Genomic DNA, 18,334 nt, shown 5'->3' with positions numbered 1-18,334 from the left:
AATGGAAGAGTGGCAACTCTTCCATTTTTATTGAAAAAACGATGCGAAAAATTATACTACTTTCCTTTTTGAGTTTAGGTTTAAACTCAGCATTTGCACAAAGTGCTCCATATTGGCAACAACACGCCGATTATAAAATGGAGGTTTCTATGGATGTAAAAAACTACCAGTACAAAGGAAAACAAGAATTGGTGTATACCAATAATTCTCCTGATACTTTAAAAAAGGTATTTTACCATTTATTTCCAAATGCATTTCAGCCGGGAAGTGAAATGGATGCACGTTTGCATTTTATAAAAGATCCTGACGGAAGAATGGTAACCAAAATAAAAGGTACAGACGGAAAGGAAACCAAACAAAGCCGAATTGAAACCTTAAAACCAAACGAAATTGGGTTTCTAAAAATCACCAACTTAAAACAAGATGGCGTAACGGCGCAAACCAGAGTTTCAGGAACAATCCTTGAAGTAACTCTGGCTAAAGCAATTTTACCGAATACCAAGACTACTTTTACCTTAGATTTCGACGGACAAGTTCCGGTACAGGTTCGTCGTTCAGGACGTAATAATTCTGAGGGAGTAGAGCTTTCAATGTCACAATGGTATCCAAAATTAGCAGAATTTGATTTTGAAGGCTGGCACGCAGATCCATACATTGCGAGAGAATTTCACGGTGTTTGGGGTAATTTCGATGTAAAAATTACAATCGATAAAGACTATACTATTGGAGGTTCAGGATATTTGCAGGACAAAAACACGATTGGTCACGGGTATGAAGATACTGGCGTAACGGTTGTATATCCAAAGAAAACAAAAACGTTGACCTGGCATTTTATTGCGCCAAATGTTCACGATTTTACATGGGCAGCAGACAAAGAATATACGCATGATATTGTAAAAGGACCAAACGATGTCGATTTGCATTTCTTCTACAAAAACAATCCAAAAACTACTGAAAATTGGAAACAATTAGAGCCTTTAATGGTCAAAGTAATGGAGTATTACAATCAAAGAGTAGGTGCATATCCGTACAAACAATACTCCTTTATTCAGGGTGGAGATGGCGGAATGGAGTATGCAATGTGTACTTTGATGTTAGGAAACGGAACACTTCAGGGAATTTTGGGAACTGCAACGCATGAATTAGGACATTCATGGTTTCAGCATATTTTAGCTTCAAACGAGTCTAAACACCCATGGATGGATGAAGGTTTCACAACTTATATCGAAGATGGGGCTTTGAATGAATTAAAAGGAGATAAAAAAGAAGTAAATCCTTATAAAGGAAATTATGCCGCTTATTACCAATTAGTAAATTCAGGTAAAGAGCAGCCACAAGGTACACACGGAGATCGTTACGACGAAAACAGACCGTACAGTATTTCGGCTTATATAAAAGGAAGTATATTTTTATCGCAGTTAGAATATGTAATTGGCAAAGAGAATGTGGATGCAACTTTGAAAAGATATTTTAACGATTTCAAATTCAAACATCCAACTCCAAACGATATTAAGAGAACTGCAGAAAGAGTTTCAGGGGCAGAGTTAGACTGGTATTTAATCGATTGGACAGAAACATTAAATACTATCGATTACAGTATCAAAGACGTTGCGGATAATGCAGGAAAAACGACTGTAACTTTAGAGAGAATTGGAAGAATGCCAATGCCAATCGACCTAACAGTTGAATATACTGATGGAACTTCTGAAAGTTTCTACATTCCTTTAAGAATGATGAACTTCATTAAACCAAATCCAAACCCAAAAGTGAAAAGAACAGTTTTAGAAGATTGGGCATGGGCGCAGCAAAACTATAGTTTTACAATCGACAAAAACAAAACAGCGATCAAAAAAATCACCATAGATCCAAGCGGATTAATGGCTGATGTAAAACCAGCAAATAATGTTTTTGAAGTGAAGTAAAGATTTTAAATTTCAATTAAGATAAAATCCAAAGCTGTTATGGCTTTGGATTTTTTTTGTTTAAAAAAGAATCAAAAAATAATGATTTATTCTAATTACTACCGCTTTGTATTGGAAAACAATAAGTTATCATTAATATGTTTTTATAGGAATAATTCCAACTGCAGAATATTTACTTTAAAATGGAGATATTACATTTAGTCAGAATCTGAAAACTTTAAAGAAGAAAAAGTAATGGAGTATTTAATAAATTATCAATTCTAAATATGATGATATTTTACTACTAAAATTTAATAATTAAATTACTACCTTCGGGCCGTTAAAACAGCAAATGTTAAATGATTTTGTGAATTGACAATCTAGACCAAACTAATAAAACTTACCTATTTACAAATGAAAATTACAAAAATCGGAACCAACAATGATTTGCATGAGATTACCAATAAAAAAAGAAAACCTTATAAAATTATCTTCTTTGCTGTAGTCATTCTCTCAACAGCAGCTTTTTTTGGCTTTAAATATTTTAAAAAGGCACCTGCCGCTATTTGTTTAGATTCAGATACAAAAGTATATAACGAATACAAAGACGCAGTTGTACTGATAAGACACAGCTATGGTTATTTTGCAAAAATTAAGGGAACGGAAATTCAGCTTAATACTCCAGACGCAAAAGAAGAAACAGTCTTTGGAACAGGTTTTTTCATAGACAGAGAAGGTAAAATATTGACTAATAGCCATGTTTTACAACCATGGAATTCATCAGGTGAAGAGCAGGAAAAAACAAATACTGCCATAAGAAATCTAAGATTAAAAATTGCTTCAATTCTTACCACTGATGTATCGGAAGATGAGTATCAAAGTTTTATTGAAAGAAACTGGAAAATTGCATCTGCCTACGAGGAAAGTGAAGGTGATTACGAAGGTGAAGGTGAAGAAACAAGTGAAGAGCCAGCGGGTGAAGAATTTGTAAGTTCAAATGAGACAGAAACCGATACAGCCAAAGTAACAACAGATATTGCAGCTGCCATTCCGGTTAAAGAATATGTATCGAGGGAAGATATTGAGGTGTATGTAAAAACGGTAGAGATTGCGGTTGCACTTCATGATTCAGATGATCAATGGCTAAGTTGCGAGATCGAAAAAATTTCAGAAGATACCAATATTGATTTAGGCATTGTAAGACTTACGGATCATACAACTCCGCAAAGTGTTGCAAACATCATCAATCTTGACAATGCAGTTAAGGATGATGCCTCTTTAAATCCCGGACAAAAAGCAATAATGGTGGGGTATCCTTTGGGAATGGATTTGGCAAAAACAGATTCAGGTATAAAAGTGCAGCTTTATGATGGTAAAATAAGTAAAGAATCAGACGGGAATAAAATTCAATACAGTATCACTTCTACGCATGGGGCCAGTGGTGCACCGGTATTTAATGAGTGTGGTCAGTTGATCGCAGTCAATTTTAGCGGAGTAGATGAGGTACAGGGTTTTAATTTTGGAATTGTTGCCAAGCATATCAGCACTTTCTAACGAGAACCTCTTGAGAGTTTGTTGTTTTTTCGCCTTTGTAATTAAATAAAAATCACTTTTTTAATATGAATAAAGTTTTTACTATATGTGCATTAATGGTATTTAATGCCGTTTTTTCTCAAATACCAACTCTGGCCGTAGAAAATCAAAAAAAACATTCAGTGGTCCTGCAGGAAGCAAAAATTGAGACCCAAATTTTGGGGAATCTTGCCACAACTATAGCCATTTACACTTTTTACAATCCAGGTGACAGAATTTTAGAAGGAAAACTTACGATTCCCTTACCAGAAGGAGTAAGCATAAGCGGCTACGCTTTAGATATCAACGGAAAATTAAGAGATGCCGTTCCTGTTCCTAAAGAAAGAGCTAAGGAAATATTTGAAAGTATTGAAAAAAGAAATATCGATCCTGGAATTATTGAAAAAGTTGAGGGAAATAATTTCCGAACAAGAATTTATCCAATTCCGGCGAAAGGAAGCAGAACGATTAAAATTACGTATCATCAGGAACTTAAAAATTTTGGTTCTGACTATCAATATCTTTTGACTTTTGCCAATGAAACTGTTAGTATTCCAAAATTTAATCTAAAAGTATTAATTAATGAGAGTCTGCTAATTCCCAAAATTACTGAGAATCCGGATGGAAGTTTTGCTTTTCAGAAACAGGGAAGTCAATGGGTTGCTGAGATTAGCAAACAAAATTTTACACCGAACGAAAATCTTAAAATAACGATACCAAAAGCAAATCAGTCTTCAAATATTTTGTTGCAGAAAACTTCTGGTGACAAATTTTATTTTGCAGCGAGTGTTGCGACAGATTTCCCTGCGAAGGAAAAATCAAAATCTCATAAAATTGCAATTATTTGGGATAATTCATTTAGCGGATCTAAGAGAAACCATCAAAAAGAAGTTGACTTTCTTAATGCCTATTTTTTAAACAATAAAGACGTTTCAGTATCTTTTGTGCTTTTAAATAACGTGCTGGAGAAGACAGAAGAATTTGCTGTTTCTGGCGGAAACTGGAGTGCATTAAAAAATAGAATTGCTAGCTTAAAATATGACGGTGGAACCGACTTTGGTGCATTAAAAGAGATTTCAGGAATAGAAGAATACCTTTTATTTTCTGACGGAATTTCAAATTTTGGTGATTTGACTTTAAAATTCAAAAAAACTGTAAATAGTATAGTAAGTACGCCTACTTCAGATTTTAATCTTCTAAAACTTTTAGCATCACAATCTGGAGGGCATTTTATCAATCTTAATGAATTAGACACTCCGTCTGCTCTAAAAACATACAGTAAACAGCCTGTTATATTTTTAGGATTTAAAGAAAATGCTAATATTCAGGAATTATTTCCAAATGTTGGAACTGCAGTAAATGAACCAGTCAATATATTTGGAATTTCAGCTCCAAATTTGGGTAAACTAACTGCTGTTTTTTCTGTAGGAAATAAGAACTACGAAGTCCCTGTAGATTTTAATACTGCTGTACAAGTTGATAACTGGCCAATTGCGCAATTTTGGGCACAAAGCAAAATCAATGATCTTGAACTCAATTCAACTCAAAATCGCGATGAAATCAGAAATTTGAGCGAACAGTTTGGAGTGGTAAGTAAAAACACCAGTCTTATTGTATTGGATGACGTCGATGATTATGTACGTTACGGAATTAAACCACCTCAGGAATTATTATCTGAATACAACAAAATCGTTTCAAGAAACAAAAAAGAAATTTTAGAGAAAAGAAAAAACCTGCTATCCAAATCTTTTGATATAACCCGTGAACTGGTAGCCTGGTGGAATACCGAATTCAAGCCTGCAGAAAAAAAGCAGTACCCTAAGATTTCTAATCAGTCATTAGGAGAATCAGCAAATAAAAATCAATTAGAAGATAATGCTGTTTACAGTAATGCTGCAGAAATGTCCGGGTCTACAAAATCCAAAGGTAAAATAACTCTGGTAGAAGTAGAAAGCAACGAAGAGTATATGAAAGATTTTCAGAATTTACAGTCCTCTGAATTAATCTATCAGAAGTATCTTGAAAATCGTTCTAAATATGAAAAGCAGGTAACGTATTATTTTGATATCTCTAAATTGCTATTCAAAAAAGGAGATAAAGCACTTTCTTTAAAAGTTTTAAGCACATTGGCAGAGCTCGATCTGGAAAATGAAGAGCTATACAAAACCATATATTATCTGCTAAAACAGAGAGGTAATTATGAAAAAGAATTATGGATTTCCCAGAAAATTCTGGAATGGAGACCGTTCGATTCTCAAAGCCACAGAGATTATGCATTGGCCCTGATTGATAATAAAAAACCTCAGGAAGCTCTTGATATCTATAAATCGATGCTTTATCAGGAATATACCGATGAGATTTCAGTAAGAGACAACGGTATAGAGGAGATTTTGATTATGGAAATTAATAATATTCTGAGCCAAAACAAAAATGTAGATGCGAGCAAAATAGATGATCGTCTAAAAGCAAATTTACCGGTAGACATTCGAGTTGTAATTAACTGGAATAAGGACAATACAGATATAGACCTTTGGGTTACAGATCCCAGAGGAGAAGATTGCTCCTATTCTCATAAATCTACAGAAATAGGAGGAAGATTAAGTAATGATTTTACTCAGGGTTTTGGTCCTGAACAGTTTTTACTAAAAAAAGCCATAAAGGGTAAGTATAAAATTAAAACCAATTTCTTTGGAGAGAGACAAAATATACTTTCCGGACCAACAACAGTAATGGCAGAAGTGTATTTGTACTATTCTGATGGAAGACAAGAACGTAAAATAGCTGTTTTCCAGAGTCAGAAAGAAAACAAACGCGAAAACGACAGCAAGATTCTGATTGGAGAATTTGAATTTTAGAAAAAAACAAAAAATACCGAAGATAAACGCTTCGGTATTTTTTTTGCTTAAAAGTTTCTGCTCGACAAAAAGTTCTTTATGAAAAGCTAAGATTGGTTTATCCTAAATGTTCCAGCATATCTTTTGTCATCGATTCAAGATCAAAAGTATGCTTCCAGTCCCAATCTTCTCTTGCCTGAGCGTCATCAATACTTGCCGGCCAGCTATCCGCAATTTTCTGACGGAAATCCGGTTCATAAGTAATCGTAAATTCAGGAATATGTTTTTTAATTTCATTCGCAATTTCAGTAGGCGTAAAACTCATCGCCGCTAAATTGTATGAAGAATGTATTTTGATTTTTTCAGCCGGAGCTTTCATGATATTAATCGTCGCATCGATTGCATCATCCATATACATCATTGGCATTTTTGTTTCTGATGATAAAAAGCATTCGTATTTTTTATCGGCTATAGCCTTATAAAAAATATCAACCGCATAATCAGTAGTTCCGCCGCCAGGAGGCGTAGACCAGCTAATTAGACCAGGATAACGAATACTGCGTACATCAACACCATAAATATTATGGTAGTATTCGCACCATCTTTCTCCCGCTTGTTTACTAATTCCGTAAACAGTCGATGGTTCCATAACTGTATATTGAGGAGTATTTTCTTTTGGAGTTGTAGGTCCAAAAACGGCAATACTTGATGGCCAGAAAATCTTTTTTATTTTTTTTGCTTTCGCCAAATTCAAAACGTGAAATAATGAATTCATATTCAAATCCCAGGCAAATGCAGGGTTTTTCTCGGCTGTAGCCGATAAAAGTGCCGCCATCAAATAGATATCAGTAATTTGATGTACTTCGACAAGATGCTCAATTTGGTTAAAATCTAAAGCATTGACCACTTCAAACGGACCCGAATTAACAACGTCAGTATTTAATTTTCGAATATCAGACGCAATTACATTGTCTGTTCCGTATAATTTGCGAAGTTTTTGAGTCAGTTCTGTCCCAATTTGACCGCAAGCGCCAATGATCAATATTTTTGGATTCATTTGTGATGTTTTTTTAGATGTACAAATATAACGTTTTCGCAAATATTTTTACTTTTCATAACAACAAATTATAAATTTAACAATGATGAAGATGCTTTTTTGGATTATTCTTCGTTGGAGTATGTAATTTTTTTTACCGCAAAGCAGGCAAGTTTTTTTAATCTCGCAAAGGCGCAGAGGCGCAAAGTTTTTTAAGCTTTATGTTCTTGTTTTGTGTTTAATTTTACTAAGATGCAGAAGTTACAAGGAATATAAACTTTGCGCCTCTGCGGCTTTGCGAGATTATTTCATACTGCTAAAAAAAACTTGCGTGCTTTGCGGTTAAATATTCCAAGCACAGATTCCAGCCAGTTAGAAATGACCTGTGTTAATCTGTGTAATCCGTTAAATCTGTGGGCCAAAAAAACAACCATGATTTATAGAATCTTTAGCAAAAAACAGAATTCGTAATTGTAAATTTACTTTGTAACTTTGTAGCTTAATGTTTTACCAAATGAAATATAAAATATCTCTTTTTCTGCTTTTTGTTTTTGTATTGAATTCATGCCAAAATGAAGACGAAAAACGTCGCGCTGAGAATGAAAAAGAAGCTAAAAAAAAGGAAGTTATTTTTAATAATATCAATAAAGGCTGGGTCTTTATCGATGAGCCAATCAATGAAATTTCAGAACAAAAAGTAAGTTCATGGAATGAATGGCGTGAATTTTTAAAAGAAATTGGAGATAAACCAAGAAAAACCATTGGAGCATTCCAGAAAAAGTCAACTGCTATTTCAAAAAAAGCGATGGCGCTAAACAGCAATATTCCTGCAGAATTTAATGTCCCTGCCATAAAAAGCCGAATTTCTATTTTGATTACTAAAGTCAAAATGATGGATTTATTTATCCATTTGAATCAGATTCCGGCTGATAAAGTGACTTTTTTGGTGGGAGATATCAATAAAGAATTAGTGTCCTTACAAAGACAGATGGATAATATTTTTGTGAAAAGTAAAATTCCGAAAGAACAGGGAGAAGAGGACTTCCTGAAAATGTTAGATACAACACGTGCAATTCCGAACTCGAATCCAGTTCCGGTTCAGGCACAAAATTTAGATAAAAAAATACAAAGAGTTGAGTAAAAATGCCTTATATACAATGTATGATAATCTGCCAAAAAATCAGCAGATTGCCACACAATTATTAGAACAAAATCAGATAAAAATGCATCTTAACGGATTGTTAGGATCTGCAGTTTCATTTGTTTTACGCGCTGTTTTCAAAAAAGCTGAGCTGCCTTTTCTGGTTGTTTTAGACAATAAAGAAGAAGCTGCTTATTACCTTAACGATCTTGAACAAATGATCGGGGAACAAGACGTATTGTTTTACCCTGCATCATTTCGACGCCCGTATCAGGTTGATGAAACAGATAATGCCAATGTTTTACTCCGCGCTGAGGTTTTAAACAGAATTAATTCCCGCAAGAAACCCGCCATAATTGTTACCTATCCTGAAGCTCTTTTCGAGAAAGTGGTAACAAGACAACAATTAGACAAAAACACTTTAAAAGTAGCTTTAAACGATAAAATTTCGATCGATTTTATCAACGAAGTTTTATTCGAATACGAATTCAAGAGAGTCGATTTTATTACAGAACCGGGCGAATTTTCGGTTCGTGGAGGTATTGTGGATGTATTCTCTTTTTCAAACGATCATCCTTATAGAATTGAGTTTTTTGGTAATGAAGTTGACAGTATCAGAAGTTTTGATGTAGAAACTCAATTATCTGTAGAAACTCATAAAAAAATCACGATAATCCCAAATGTCGAGAATAAGATATTTCAGGAAAACCGCGAAAGTTTCTTAGATTATATTGCAGAGAAAACCGTTATTTTTATTCAAAATACCGATGGACTTTTTAGCCAGCTAGACAAGCAATTTGCGAGAGCCGAAGAAGCTTTTGAGAAACTTTCGGGTGAAATAAAACATGCCACTCCGGAACAATTATTTTTAAATCAGGCTTCGTTTATCAAACGGGCTTTAGATTTTTCGGTAGTAGAATTGGCTTCAAAGCCCATTTTTAAAACGACTAAAACATTCGATTTTCATATTCAGCCGCAACCCTCTTTCAACAAGCAGTTTGATTTGTTATTGAATAATCTGAGCGACAATCATTTCAACGGATACAAGAATTATTTATTCTGTTCGAATGAAACGCAGGCGAAACGTTTTCATGATATTTTCGAAAGCTTAGATGAAGCGAATTCCGAGAATATTAGAAAACAATACCATACCATTGTATTGCCATTATATCAAGGATTTATTGACGAAGAAAATCAGATTACGGCGTATACCGATCACCAGATTTTTGAGCGTTATCATAAATTCAACATTAAAAACGGATATTCTAAAAAGCAGAATATTACGCTTAAGGAATTAACAGCACTTTCGGTTGGTGATTATGTAACACACATCGATCACGGAATTGGGAAGTTTGGCGGATTACAGAAAATTCAGGTCGAAGGAAAAACGCAGGAAGCCATAAAATTGGTTTATGCCGATAATGATATTGTGTATGTAAGTATACATTCGCTTCATAAAATCTCCAAATACAACGGAAAAGACGGAACGCCGCCTAAAATCTATAAATTAGGATCGAACGCCTGGAAAATTTTAAAACAAAAAACCAAAGCGCGCGTCAAACATATTGCTTTCAACCTGATTCAATTGTATGCAAAACGTCGTTTAGAAAAAGGTTTTCAGTTTGCGCCGGACAGTTATTTGCAAAACGAATTAGAAAGTTCGTTTATCTACGAAGATACGCCTGATCAAACCAAATCGACACAAGAAGTAAAATCCGATATGGAAAGCGATCGTCCAATGGATCGTTTGGTTTGTGGAGATGTAGGTTTCGGAAAAACTGAGGTTGCCATTCGTGCCGCTTTCAAAGCCGTTGACAATAGTAAACAGGTTGCCGTTTTGGTTCCGACAACTATTTTGGCCTATCAGCATTACAGAACATTTTCGGAACGATTAAAAGATATGCCGGTTTCAATTGGTTATTTAAACCGATTCAGAACTGCCAAACAGAAAGCACAAACCTTAAAAGATTTAGCCGAAGGAAAATTAGATATTGTTATCGGTACGCATCAATTAGTCAACAAAAATGTAGTTTTTAAAGATCTTGGTTTATTGATTGTCGATGAGGAACAAAAGTTTGGAGTAAACGTAAAAGATAAACTCAAAACCATTGCGGCGAATGTTGATACGTTGACATTAACGGCAACGCCAATTCCGAGAACGCTTCAGTTTTCGTTAATGGCAGCGCGTGATTTATCGGTAATTACAACGCCTCCGCCAAACAGATATCCTATAGAAACCAATGTCGTTGGGTTTAATGAAGAAGTAATTCGCGATGCAATTTCATATGAAATTCAGCGTAACGGACAAGTTTTCTTCATTAATAACCGAATCGAAAATATAAAAGAAGTTGCGGGAATGATTCAGCGTTTGGTTCCAAATGCAAGAGTCGGAATTGGTCACGGACAAATGGAAGGCGCCAAACTAGAGGAGTTGATGTTAGGTTTCATGAATGGAGATTTTGATGTTTTGGTAGCAACCACAATCATCGAAAGTGGTTTGGATGTACCCAATGCCAACACGATTTTCATCAACAATGCCAATAATTTCGGATTATCTGATTTACATCAAATGCGTGGGCGAGTAGGGCGAAGCAATAAAAAAGCATTCTGTTATTTCATCTGCCCGCCCTATTCATCTATGACCGAAGATGCAAGAAAACGTATTCAGGCTTTAGAACAATTCAGCGAATTAGGAAGCGGTTTCAACATAGCGATGAAAGATCTTGAAATTCGTGGTGCAGGAGATTTATTAGGTGGCGAACAAAGCGGTTTCATCAACGAAATTGGTTTTGATACCTACCAGAAAATCATGAACGAAGCTATCGAGGAATTAAAAGAAAACGAATTCAAAGATTTATATCCGGAAGAGAACGATATTGAAACGAAGGAATATGTAAAAGATTTACAAATCGATACCGATTTTGAACTCTTATTCTCTGACGAATACATCAATAATGTCACAGAGCGTCTAAGTTTATATAACGAGTTAGGTTCTGTAAAAAATGAAGAAGAACTGGTTATCTTTCAAAATAAATTAATAGACCGTTTCGGGCCAATGCCTCCGCGTGCCAATGCGTTGATGAACAGTATTCGCATCAAATGGATTGCTACCAACGTAGGTATTGAGAAACTAGTAATGAAAAAAGGTAAAATGATTGGTTATTTCGTTTCAGACCAACAATCTGATTATTACCAATCGTCTAAGTTTAGAAAGGTTTTACAATTTGTACAAAAACATAGTAACCTTTGCCAAATGAAAGAAAAACAAACGCCAAACGGTTTACGACTTTTATTGACTTTCGAAAATGTTAAATCGACCAAACGGGCTTTGGAATTGATGGAATTGTTGGGGGAGTAATTTTTTTATTTTTTAGGAGCAGATCTATTTCGTTTCATAAGAGCTTTAGTCCCGCTATCCCTTGCAATCTTTTGTGCCGAACCCCGGCACAAAAGGATTTTGAGTCCTATCGGGGCTAGGCGAGAAGTTTAGTAGTTCTAATTGTTATGATCTAATAAAATCTCAGTCATATTTTTATAATTATTAAGAAAACCTTTGGTAACCAGATAATGTTCGGTTTCTTCATAATCGATTTGTCTTATTCCTTTTTCATCCAGTTGATATATTATGGCATTTGGATACGCCAAAAGAATTGGAGAATGAGTAGCGATTATAAATTGTGAATTATTTTTTACATGCTCATCTATTGCTGTAAACATCGTAAGTTGTCTCATGGGAGATAAAGCAGCTTCGGGCTCATCAAGTATATAAAGTCCGTTACCACCTAATCTTTCAGTAAGGATTTTCATGAAAGATTCACCATGAGAACATTCATGTAAAGAGTGTCCCGTTCCTTGTAGATTATCAGTTTCTTCCATGTAAGTGGCAAGGTTGTAAAAACTTTCGGCACGAAGAAAATAATAATCTTTTGGAAGGCTGTAACTTTTTACAATCTTTAAATAATTAAAAAGACCTGAAATATTTTGATGCGTACTAAAACGAGCATGTTTACTTCCTCCTTCTTGTCCAAGTCCCATGTTTAAAGCAATAGCTTCAATTAAAGTAGATTTTCCAGAGCCATTTTCTCCTACAATAAATGTAACATCGGGGTGAAATTCTACTTTGTCCAATCCTTTTATAGAAGGTATGGTAAATGGATACTGTTGATAACTCTCAATCAAATCTCTTTTAAGTGAAATCTCTTTTAAATAAGGTTTGTCTGTTATCATTAGGAACTATTTTTAATTTGAATGCCCAAAAATAAAACATTTAAGCTAAGGAGTTCCTTAATCTGTTTTGCCATAAAGTTTATATTATGAGTTTAATTCGTAGCAAAAAAACTATTCTAAAAATCTAAAGATTAAGTTTTATTTATCTTTTACTTAGGAAAATCCTTAGAACTAATAAGTTTTCTTTGAGAGAAATTTTAAAGTAAACTTCTCTATGCAATATCAATTTATTCTCTTGTTTTTATTTTTTGGATTAACCTCAATTTTCGCTCAGGAAAAGAAACAAATCGTTTTAAATGATTCTCTAAAATCAGAAGAAATTGATCCGCTTCGTCCTGCAAAAGCAGCATTTTACTCGGCTATTTTTCCTGGTTTAGGACAGATTTATAATAAAAAATATTGGAAACTTCCTTTGGTTTATGGAGCAATAGGGACTAGTACTTACTTTTATATTGATAGTCAGAAAAACTATAATATTTACAGAGACGAATATAAAAAGAGACTTGCCGGAAATACCAGTGGTTCTCAATTTTTGGCCAACTTAAGTGAAAGTCAGTTAGTATCTGCCCAAAAGCAATTTCAACGAAACAGAGATTTATCCGCTTTATTTATCGTCGGGTTTTATGTTTTGAATATTATCGATGCTAATATTGATGCTGCTTTATCTCAATTTAATATGAGCGAAAATTTAGCCTTTAAACCTGCGATTATAAAAAATGATATTGCATTCAATAATAATTTCGGTTTTGCTTGTTCCTACTCTTTTTAAGAGCTTCAAACTTATAAATTATAAAAGGATTAAAAAGATTATATAATCTGTGAGAATCTTTTTAATCTGTGGCTAACTTTTTTAAAATAAAAAAAGGCGTATGAGAATTTCATACGCCTTTTAGTTTTAATTCAATAGAATTTACAATTTCTTTAATCCCTTTAATTCTGCAGCATTTCCTTCTTTAATGCTAATGGCAACGCCACCGCCTGGGGCTAAATATTGTTTTAAAATTGTTTTAGAATTTACTACAACTTTAGTCACCGTATATTTTTGTGGATTTACGTTCCAATTAGCTTCTTTTGCATCAGCATAAATCGTAGCGATGAATTTTTTTCCGGCTGGTAAATAATCAAAAGTAATGTTGGCAGTTCTTGAATTTTCATCGGTAATTCCTCCAATATACCATTCATTTTTTCCTTTTGCTTTACGGGCAATTGTGATGTAATCTCCCGGTTCAGCTTCAAGAATATAACTGTTATCCCAATCTACAGCAACATCTTTGATGAACTGAAATGCATCTGGAAAACGCTCGTAATTCCCCGGAATATCTGCCGCCATTTGCAACGGACTGTACATTGTAACGTAATACGCCAATTGTTTTACTAAAGTAGTATTAACACGCTGCGAACTTCCGGTTCCGTAATACGAAAGATCTGTCTGGAAAATTCCTGGTGTATAATCCATTGGTCCTCCCATTAAACGGGTAAATGGTAAAATCGTGGTATGATCCGGAGCTAATCCTCCCATAGATTCAAACTCGGTTCCGCGGGCAGATTCTTGTGCAATCCAGTTTGGGAAAGTTCTGTTTAAACCCGTTGGTCGAACAGCTTCATGACTGTTAATCATGATTTTATAATCGGCGGCGCGTTTGGCTACGTTTATGTAATGATTTACCATCCATTGTCCGTCATGATGTTCGCCACGCGGAATAATTTTACCTACATAACCTGTTTTTACAGCATCATAACCGTTGTCATTCATAAACTGAAAAGCACGATCTAAACGACGCTCATAATTGGTTGCTGATCCTGAAGTTTCGTGGTGCATGATAATTTTCACACCTTTTGAAGCTGCATAAGCGTGAACCGCTTTTACATCAAAATCCGGATAAGCTGTTATGTAATCAAAAACTTCTTCTTTCCAGTTGTTGATCCAGTCTTCCCAACCAATATTCCAGCCTTCGATCAGGATCGCATCGAAACCATTTTTAGAAGCAAAATCAATATATTCTTTTGCGCGTTCTGTTGTGGCTCCGTGTTTTCCATTGGGTGTAAGTTTTGTAAAATCATCTGTCAATTTTACGTTGGTCTCTTTCCCAAAAGCCCACGTACTTTTTCCGGCTACAAAATATTCCCACCAAATCCCGATGTATTTTACGGGTTTTATCCACGAAAGATCTTTATAACTTGTTGGTTCGTTGAGGTTCAGAATTAATTTTGAAGCTAAAATTTCTGTTGCTTTATCGCTTACAACAATAGTTCTCCAAGGAGATTGTGCATCGGTTTGCATATAACCTTTTGCACCAACAGCATCAGGCGCTAAATGACTGCGCATTTTGTAATTTACAGCATCAACTTCAAGATACATGGCCGGATAATTGATCAAACCTGCTTCGTGAATGTTGATATACAAACCGTCATCGGATTTCATCATAGATGGTGTTTGAACCGATAATTCCTTAATTGGCCATTGCGAATTGATTTCGATAGTTGCTTTTTTCATCAGCGAAGGAACTTCAGAAATCTTCGAAGTCGTATAGGCATATTCATTGGTATCATAATCTCCCGGAATCCAGAAAATTTTATGATTTCCGGCCAGATTAAATTCAGAACGTTCTTCTTTTATTACAAAATAATTCAGATCATTTTGCTTTGGGAATTCATATCTAAAACCCAATCCGTCGTTGAATAAACGGAAACGTATGCGAATGTATCTGTTGTTATTTTTGGCTTGAGCCAAAGTCACAACCAATTCGTTGTAATTGTTACGAATTGTTTTTTCTTCGCCTAAAACCGGATTCCAATTTTCATCTACAGAAGATTGTCCCGTATTTGTAACGGTAAAACCATCCATGAATGAAGGCAAATCTTTTAATTCTAAGCCTAATGAACTTGGTTTTATAACTGCTTTTTGTTTGTATGATAATTGGTATGACGGAATTCCGCCTTCTTTTAATTCAAATTTTAAAGAAAGATTTTTGTTTGGCGAAGTTATTTCCTGCGCCTGAAGCCATAATGAGTTGGCACAGACAAAAAGTAACAGCGCGATTTTTTTGCCCAAACGAATTTGGAAAAAAGTTTTTTGGGATTGAAAATTCATGTTTATTTAGTTTTTTGCAAATCTAATTTAATTTTAAAGTTGCGCAGTATTAATTCTTCAATACTAAGTATTGAAAAGGAAATAATGTAATTTCAGTGCCAAGAGTTACTGCATTTCCTGTAAAAGCATCTTTCCATGTTCCTTTTAATGAATTTGCAACAAGATATTTTGCATCATTATTAGTTAAGTTCGAAAACACTAAAACTTTTTCAGCATCTTTTACCATTGTAAAAGCACTTACAGCATCGCTGCTGTATCCGGTATAAGTTCCTTTTTTTATAGCAGTACTTGAGTTTCTGAAAGCAATTATTTTCTTGTATTGAGCCAGCATTTCTGAATCTGCAGTTGACCAGTCGATTGGAGTTTTGGCGAAATAGTTGTAAATCATCGGAACAGATTTCATGTAAGCGGCAACGAGGAATGTAGCTATAGATCCTTTTACCGCCAAAAAGTTCAATTGGAGTTCCTCCTGTAAAGTTGGCATCATGATTGCTGGTATATCTTACGATTTATCGTCCTCATTGTTGCGTTCTTTGCAGTTAAGCAAAAAAAATCACCCGGAAAGAGTGATTTTAATGGTTAAATGTGGTTTTTTGGTTTAGATAATTTGGTCATGAACCTGAAAAAAGACCCGCATCGATTCTAATGCTTTACTCATTTGGTTCTTGACTATATTGATTGTGATGCCGAGTTCCTGACTGATTTCTTCGTAACTCATGCCTTTGTTCTGGGGACATCTTAAAAATTTGCTTTCGTTTTGGAGGCAATTACCCCCCCATCGCTTCTTTTCGTAATTTCCTGCAATCAGCTTCACAAATTAGATAATCACTATAATTATGAGATTTCTGACTTTCGTAAAAAAAACTCTTCTTTAAGTAATGCATCATTTACCATTTTTGAATTCACTCGCCAATAATTGCCGTTATGTTCTTTGCTTCTAACATTAATTTAATTAGTCCTTATTTAAATCTAATTATATTATGATACTATCAAATTTGATACTCTAATTTGCTGACTGGTTAGCAAATATATAAAAATATTATTCGCAATAAATTTTATTAAAAAAAACTTAATTCTATCTTTTTTAATAAAATTTATACTGAATCCCAGTAAATGCAGTGGTAAGAGCCTTTTTATCAGGTGACTATGTTTTTAACTTAAATTTGTAAAATTAATTATTCAGATGAATATTTATTGCGAATATTCTTATTTGCTGCCATACAGAATGACGATTTTACAATTAAAGGGTAAAAAAAAATCCTTTTACCTTTCTGGAGAAGAAAAGATAAAAGGATTAGTATAATAACGAATCTTAATGATTCTGTGATAAATTTATTAGTTTTTCAGGTCTTTTATTACCTTAAAAGCAACATCAACCTGATCTTCTCCAACTAAAATGGTGAATTCATTCGAAGTCGAAATTACCTCATTAATGATAATTCCTTCCCAGGCCAAACGTTGAAAAATGAAATAATAAATACCCGGAACCACGATGTTTTCTTTTGGTAATTTTACAGTAATTGAAGCCAGGTTATCTAATTTCTGAATTAGTTTTTCGCGCATAAAGTGCTTTTCAACCAAATGATTTACACTGCTGCTAACCACAATATTAGTCTCATTTACACCACGAGATGAGGTATAAAATATATCAGATAAAGCATTAATGTCAGAAATTAAATCGGCTTGTTTGTTTAAAACAGTTTCAGAAGCTGCAAAAGTGTAATCCGTCAATTCAGATCGAACTGTGATTTCACCAATATTCTTGATTACTTTATTGATTTTATGGTTCAGTTTAAAATCTAATTCTTCCGTGAGTCGTTTCAGCGACATTACAACAGCACCTTGTTTCACTTCTTTGCCAAATTCACTTTCCAATTCGGTCATAATGTTCCGTGAAAGCGACGTCAGGTTGATGATTCCAAGCGATAGCGCATTTAATAAAAAAGGTTTTGTTTTGATGTAATTTTCGACGATTGAAGAAACGGTTTTCATAATTTTTTTTCTTTTTTTTTGTAACTTAATTGTGTGGTTTAGTTAATAGGGGATGTTATAAATTCCTGCAAATATAAATAAAAAAACAATTTGTTACAAATATAACAATAAAAAATTATGTTAAAAATGATAAAAAGCATCTGTAAAATGTTCAATTACAAATGTTTCGCCTTTTTTATGAATGGATACAATGTCAAATCTAATGTTTAAATCATCACAAAAATCCTTTTCCCTATCGTTTATGTAGGCATTTACTGCTTTTATAAGAAGTTGAATCTTTTTTGGTTTCACAAAATCTTGCGGAGCACCAAAATCTAAACTTGATCTTGTTTTCACTTCAATTATGGCCAAAAGAGATTCTTTTTGCGCAATAATATCAATTTCGGCCTTCTGAAAAGTCTAATTTCAATCTAAAATTTTATATCCTTCTTTGCGGAGAAATTCTACAGCAAGTTCTTCACCTTTTTTCCCAAGTTCATTATGTTTAGCCACTTTTAAGTTATGAGTTTTGAGTTATTAGTTTTGAGTTTGTTTTGCACG

Annotated in this window: 12 protein-coding genes and 1 pseudogene; 6 read left to right on the top strand and 7 right to left on the bottom strand. The window is 34.2% G+C overall.

Annotation, left to right across the window (positions count from 1 at the left end; genetic code table 11):
* The first annotated feature begins 41 nt into the window (after window positions 1–41).
* The 3 genes from GIY83_RS18925 (at window position 42) to GIY83_RS18915 (ending at window position 6,328) form a co-directional block, all read left to right on the top strand.
* A complete protein-coding gene (locus tag GIY83_RS18925) occupies window positions 42–1,922 on the top strand; it encodes a M1 family metallopeptidase (protein ID WP_194615156.1) in 1,881 nt (626 codons plus the stop codon).
* A 393-nt stretch (window positions 1,923–2,315) separates the two neighbouring features.
* Window positions 2,316–3,455 (top strand): serine protease, encoded by a 1,140-nt coding sequence (locus tag GIY83_RS18920; RefSeq protein WP_194615157.1) that lies wholly within the window; start codon window positions 2,316–2,318, stop codon window positions 3,453–3,455.
* A 65-nt stretch (window positions 3,456–3,520) separates the two neighbouring features.
* Window positions 3,521–6,328 carry a VIT domain-containing protein gene (locus tag GIY83_RS18915; protein ID WP_208682867.1) on the top strand — a complete coding sequence of 936 codons (2,808 nt, stop codon included), beginning with the start codon at window positions 3,521–3,523 and terminating at the stop codon, window positions 6,326–6,328.
* A 97-nt stretch (window positions 6,329–6,425) separates the two neighbouring features.
* On the opposite strand, the gene GIY83_RS18910 is transcribed toward GIY83_RS18915, so the two are convergent.
* On the bottom strand, window positions 6,426–7,364 hold the full coding sequence (locus GIY83_RS18910) for an L-threonine 3-dehydrogenase (protein ID WP_194615159.1): 939 nt from the start codon (window positions 7,362–7,364) through the stop codon (window positions 6,426–6,428).
* Window positions 7,365–7,857: 493 nt separating this feature from the next.
* Between GIY83_RS18910 and GIY83_RS18905 the strand changes: the two genes are divergently transcribed.
* Both GIY83_RS18905 and mfd read left to right on the top strand, forming a co-directional pair.
* Window positions 7,858–8,484: a hypothetical protein gene (locus tag GIY83_RS18905; RefSeq protein ID WP_194615160.1), complete on the top strand. Its 627-nt coding sequence runs from the start codon at window positions 7,858–7,860 to the stop codon at window positions 8,482–8,484.
* Window positions 8,477–11,842 (top strand): transcription-repair coupling factor, encoded by a 3,366-nt coding sequence (mfd, locus tag GIY83_RS18900; protein WP_194615161.1) that lies wholly within the window; start codon window positions 8,477–8,479, stop codon window positions 11,840–11,842. The genes GIY83_RS18905 and mfd overlap by 8 nt, the downstream gene beginning before the upstream one ends.
* 137 nt (window positions 11,843–11,979) lie before the next feature.
* On the opposite strand, the gene GIY83_RS18895 is transcribed toward mfd, so the two are convergent.
* Window positions 11,980–12,711 carry an AAA family ATPase gene (locus GIY83_RS18895; RefSeq protein ID WP_208682865.1) on the bottom strand — a complete coding sequence of 244 codons (732 nt, stop codon included), beginning with the start codon at window positions 12,709–12,711 and terminating at the stop codon, window positions 11,980–11,982.
* Window positions 12,712–12,925: 214 nt separating this feature from the next.
* On the opposite strand from GIY83_RS18895, the gene GIY83_RS18890 reads away from it, so the two are divergent.
* Window positions 12,926–13,480, top strand: a complete 555-nt coding sequence (locus GIY83_RS18890; protein WP_194615163.1) for a DUF5683 domain-containing protein — start codon at window positions 12,926–12,928, stop codon at window positions 13,478–13,480.
* Between the two features lie 141 nt (window positions 13,481–13,621).
* On the opposite strand, the gene GIY83_RS18885 is transcribed toward GIY83_RS18890, so the two are convergent.
* From GIY83_RS18885 to GIY83_RS18865, 5 genes and pseudogenes are all read right to left on the bottom strand, one after another.
* On the bottom strand, window positions 13,622–15,802 hold the full coding sequence (locus GIY83_RS18885; protein WP_229029136.1) for a glycoside hydrolase family 97 protein: 2,181 nt from the start codon (window positions 15,800–15,802) through the stop codon (window positions 13,622–13,624).
* Between the two features lie 49 nt (window positions 15,803–15,851).
* Window positions 15,852–16,289 carry a hypothetical protein gene (locus GIY83_RS18880; protein WP_228520349.1) on the bottom strand — a complete coding sequence of 146 codons (438 nt, stop codon included), beginning with the start codon at window positions 16,287–16,289 and terminating at the stop codon, window positions 15,852–15,854.
* A gap of 111 nt (window positions 16,290–16,400) precedes the next feature.
* Complete coding sequence (locus GIY83_RS24975) at window positions 16,401–16,520, bottom strand: RNA polymerase sigma factor (protein ID WP_229029135.1); 120 nt, start codon at window positions 16,518–16,520, stop codon at window positions 16,401–16,403.
* 617 nt (window positions 16,521–17,137) lie between these two features.
* Window positions 17,138–17,794 (bottom strand): hypothetical protein, encoded by a 657-nt coding sequence (locus GIY83_RS18870; RefSeq protein WP_008466087.1) that lies wholly within the window; start codon window positions 17,792–17,794, stop codon window positions 17,138–17,140.
* A gap of 120 nt (window positions 17,795–17,914) precedes the next feature.
* A pseudogene (locus GIY83_RS18865) lies at window positions 17,915–18,286 on the bottom strand (YraN family protein).
* Between the last annotated feature and the right edge of the window lie 48 nt (window positions 18,287–18,334).

The sequence above is a fragment of the Flavobacterium sp. SLB02 genome, assembly GCF_009664855.1.
Taxonomy (GTDB): domain Bacteria; phylum Bacteroidota; class Bacteroidia; order Flavobacteriales; family Flavobacteriaceae; genus Flavobacterium.
This window is presented reverse-complemented; position numbering and strand designations above follow the sequence as displayed.

Bases quoted from the DNA above. Each gene is read 5' to 3' on its own strand.
- GIY83_RS18915 (WP_208682867.1), top strand. From the start codon at position 3,521: ATGAATAAAGTTTTTACTATATGTGCATTAATGGTATTTAATGCCGTT.
- GIY83_RS18910 (WP_194615159.1), bottom strand. From the start codon at position 7,364: ATGAATCCAAAAATATTGATCATTGGCGCTTGCGGTCAAATTGGGACA.
- GIY83_RS18885 (WP_229029136.1), bottom strand. From the start codon at position 15,802: ATGAATTTTCAATCCCAAAAAACTTTTTTCCAAATTCGTTTGGGCAAA.
- GIY83_RS18890 (WP_194615163.1), top strand. From the start codon at position 12,926: ATGCAATATCAATTTATTCTCTTGTTTTTATTTTTTGGATTAACCTCA.
- GIY83_RS24975 (WP_229029135.1), bottom strand. From the start codon at position 16,520: ATGAGTTACGAAGAAATCAGTCAGGAACTCGGCATCACAATCAATATA.
- GIY83_RS18925 (WP_194615156.1), top strand. From the start codon at position 42: ATGCGAAAAATTATACTACTTTCCTTTTTGAGTTTAGGTTTAAACTCA.
- GIY83_RS18870 (WP_008466087.1), bottom strand. From the start codon at position 17,794: ATGAAAACCGTTTCTTCAATCGTCGAAAATTACATCAAAACAAAACCT.
- GIY83_RS18895 (WP_208682865.1), bottom strand. From the start codon at position 12,711: ATGATAACAGACAAACCTTATTTAAAAGAGATTTCACTTAAAAGAGAT.
- GIY83_RS18905 (WP_194615160.1), top strand. From the start codon at position 7,858: ATGAAATATAAAATATCTCTTTTTCTGCTTTTTGTTTTTGTATTGAAT.
- GIY83_RS18920 (WP_194615157.1), top strand. From the start codon at position 2,316: ATGAAAATTACAAAAATCGGAACCAACAATGATTTGCATGAGATTACC.
- GIY83_RS18880 (WP_228520349.1), bottom strand. From the start codon at position 16,289: ATGATGCCAACTTTACAGGAGGAACTCCAATTGAACTTTTTGGCGGTA.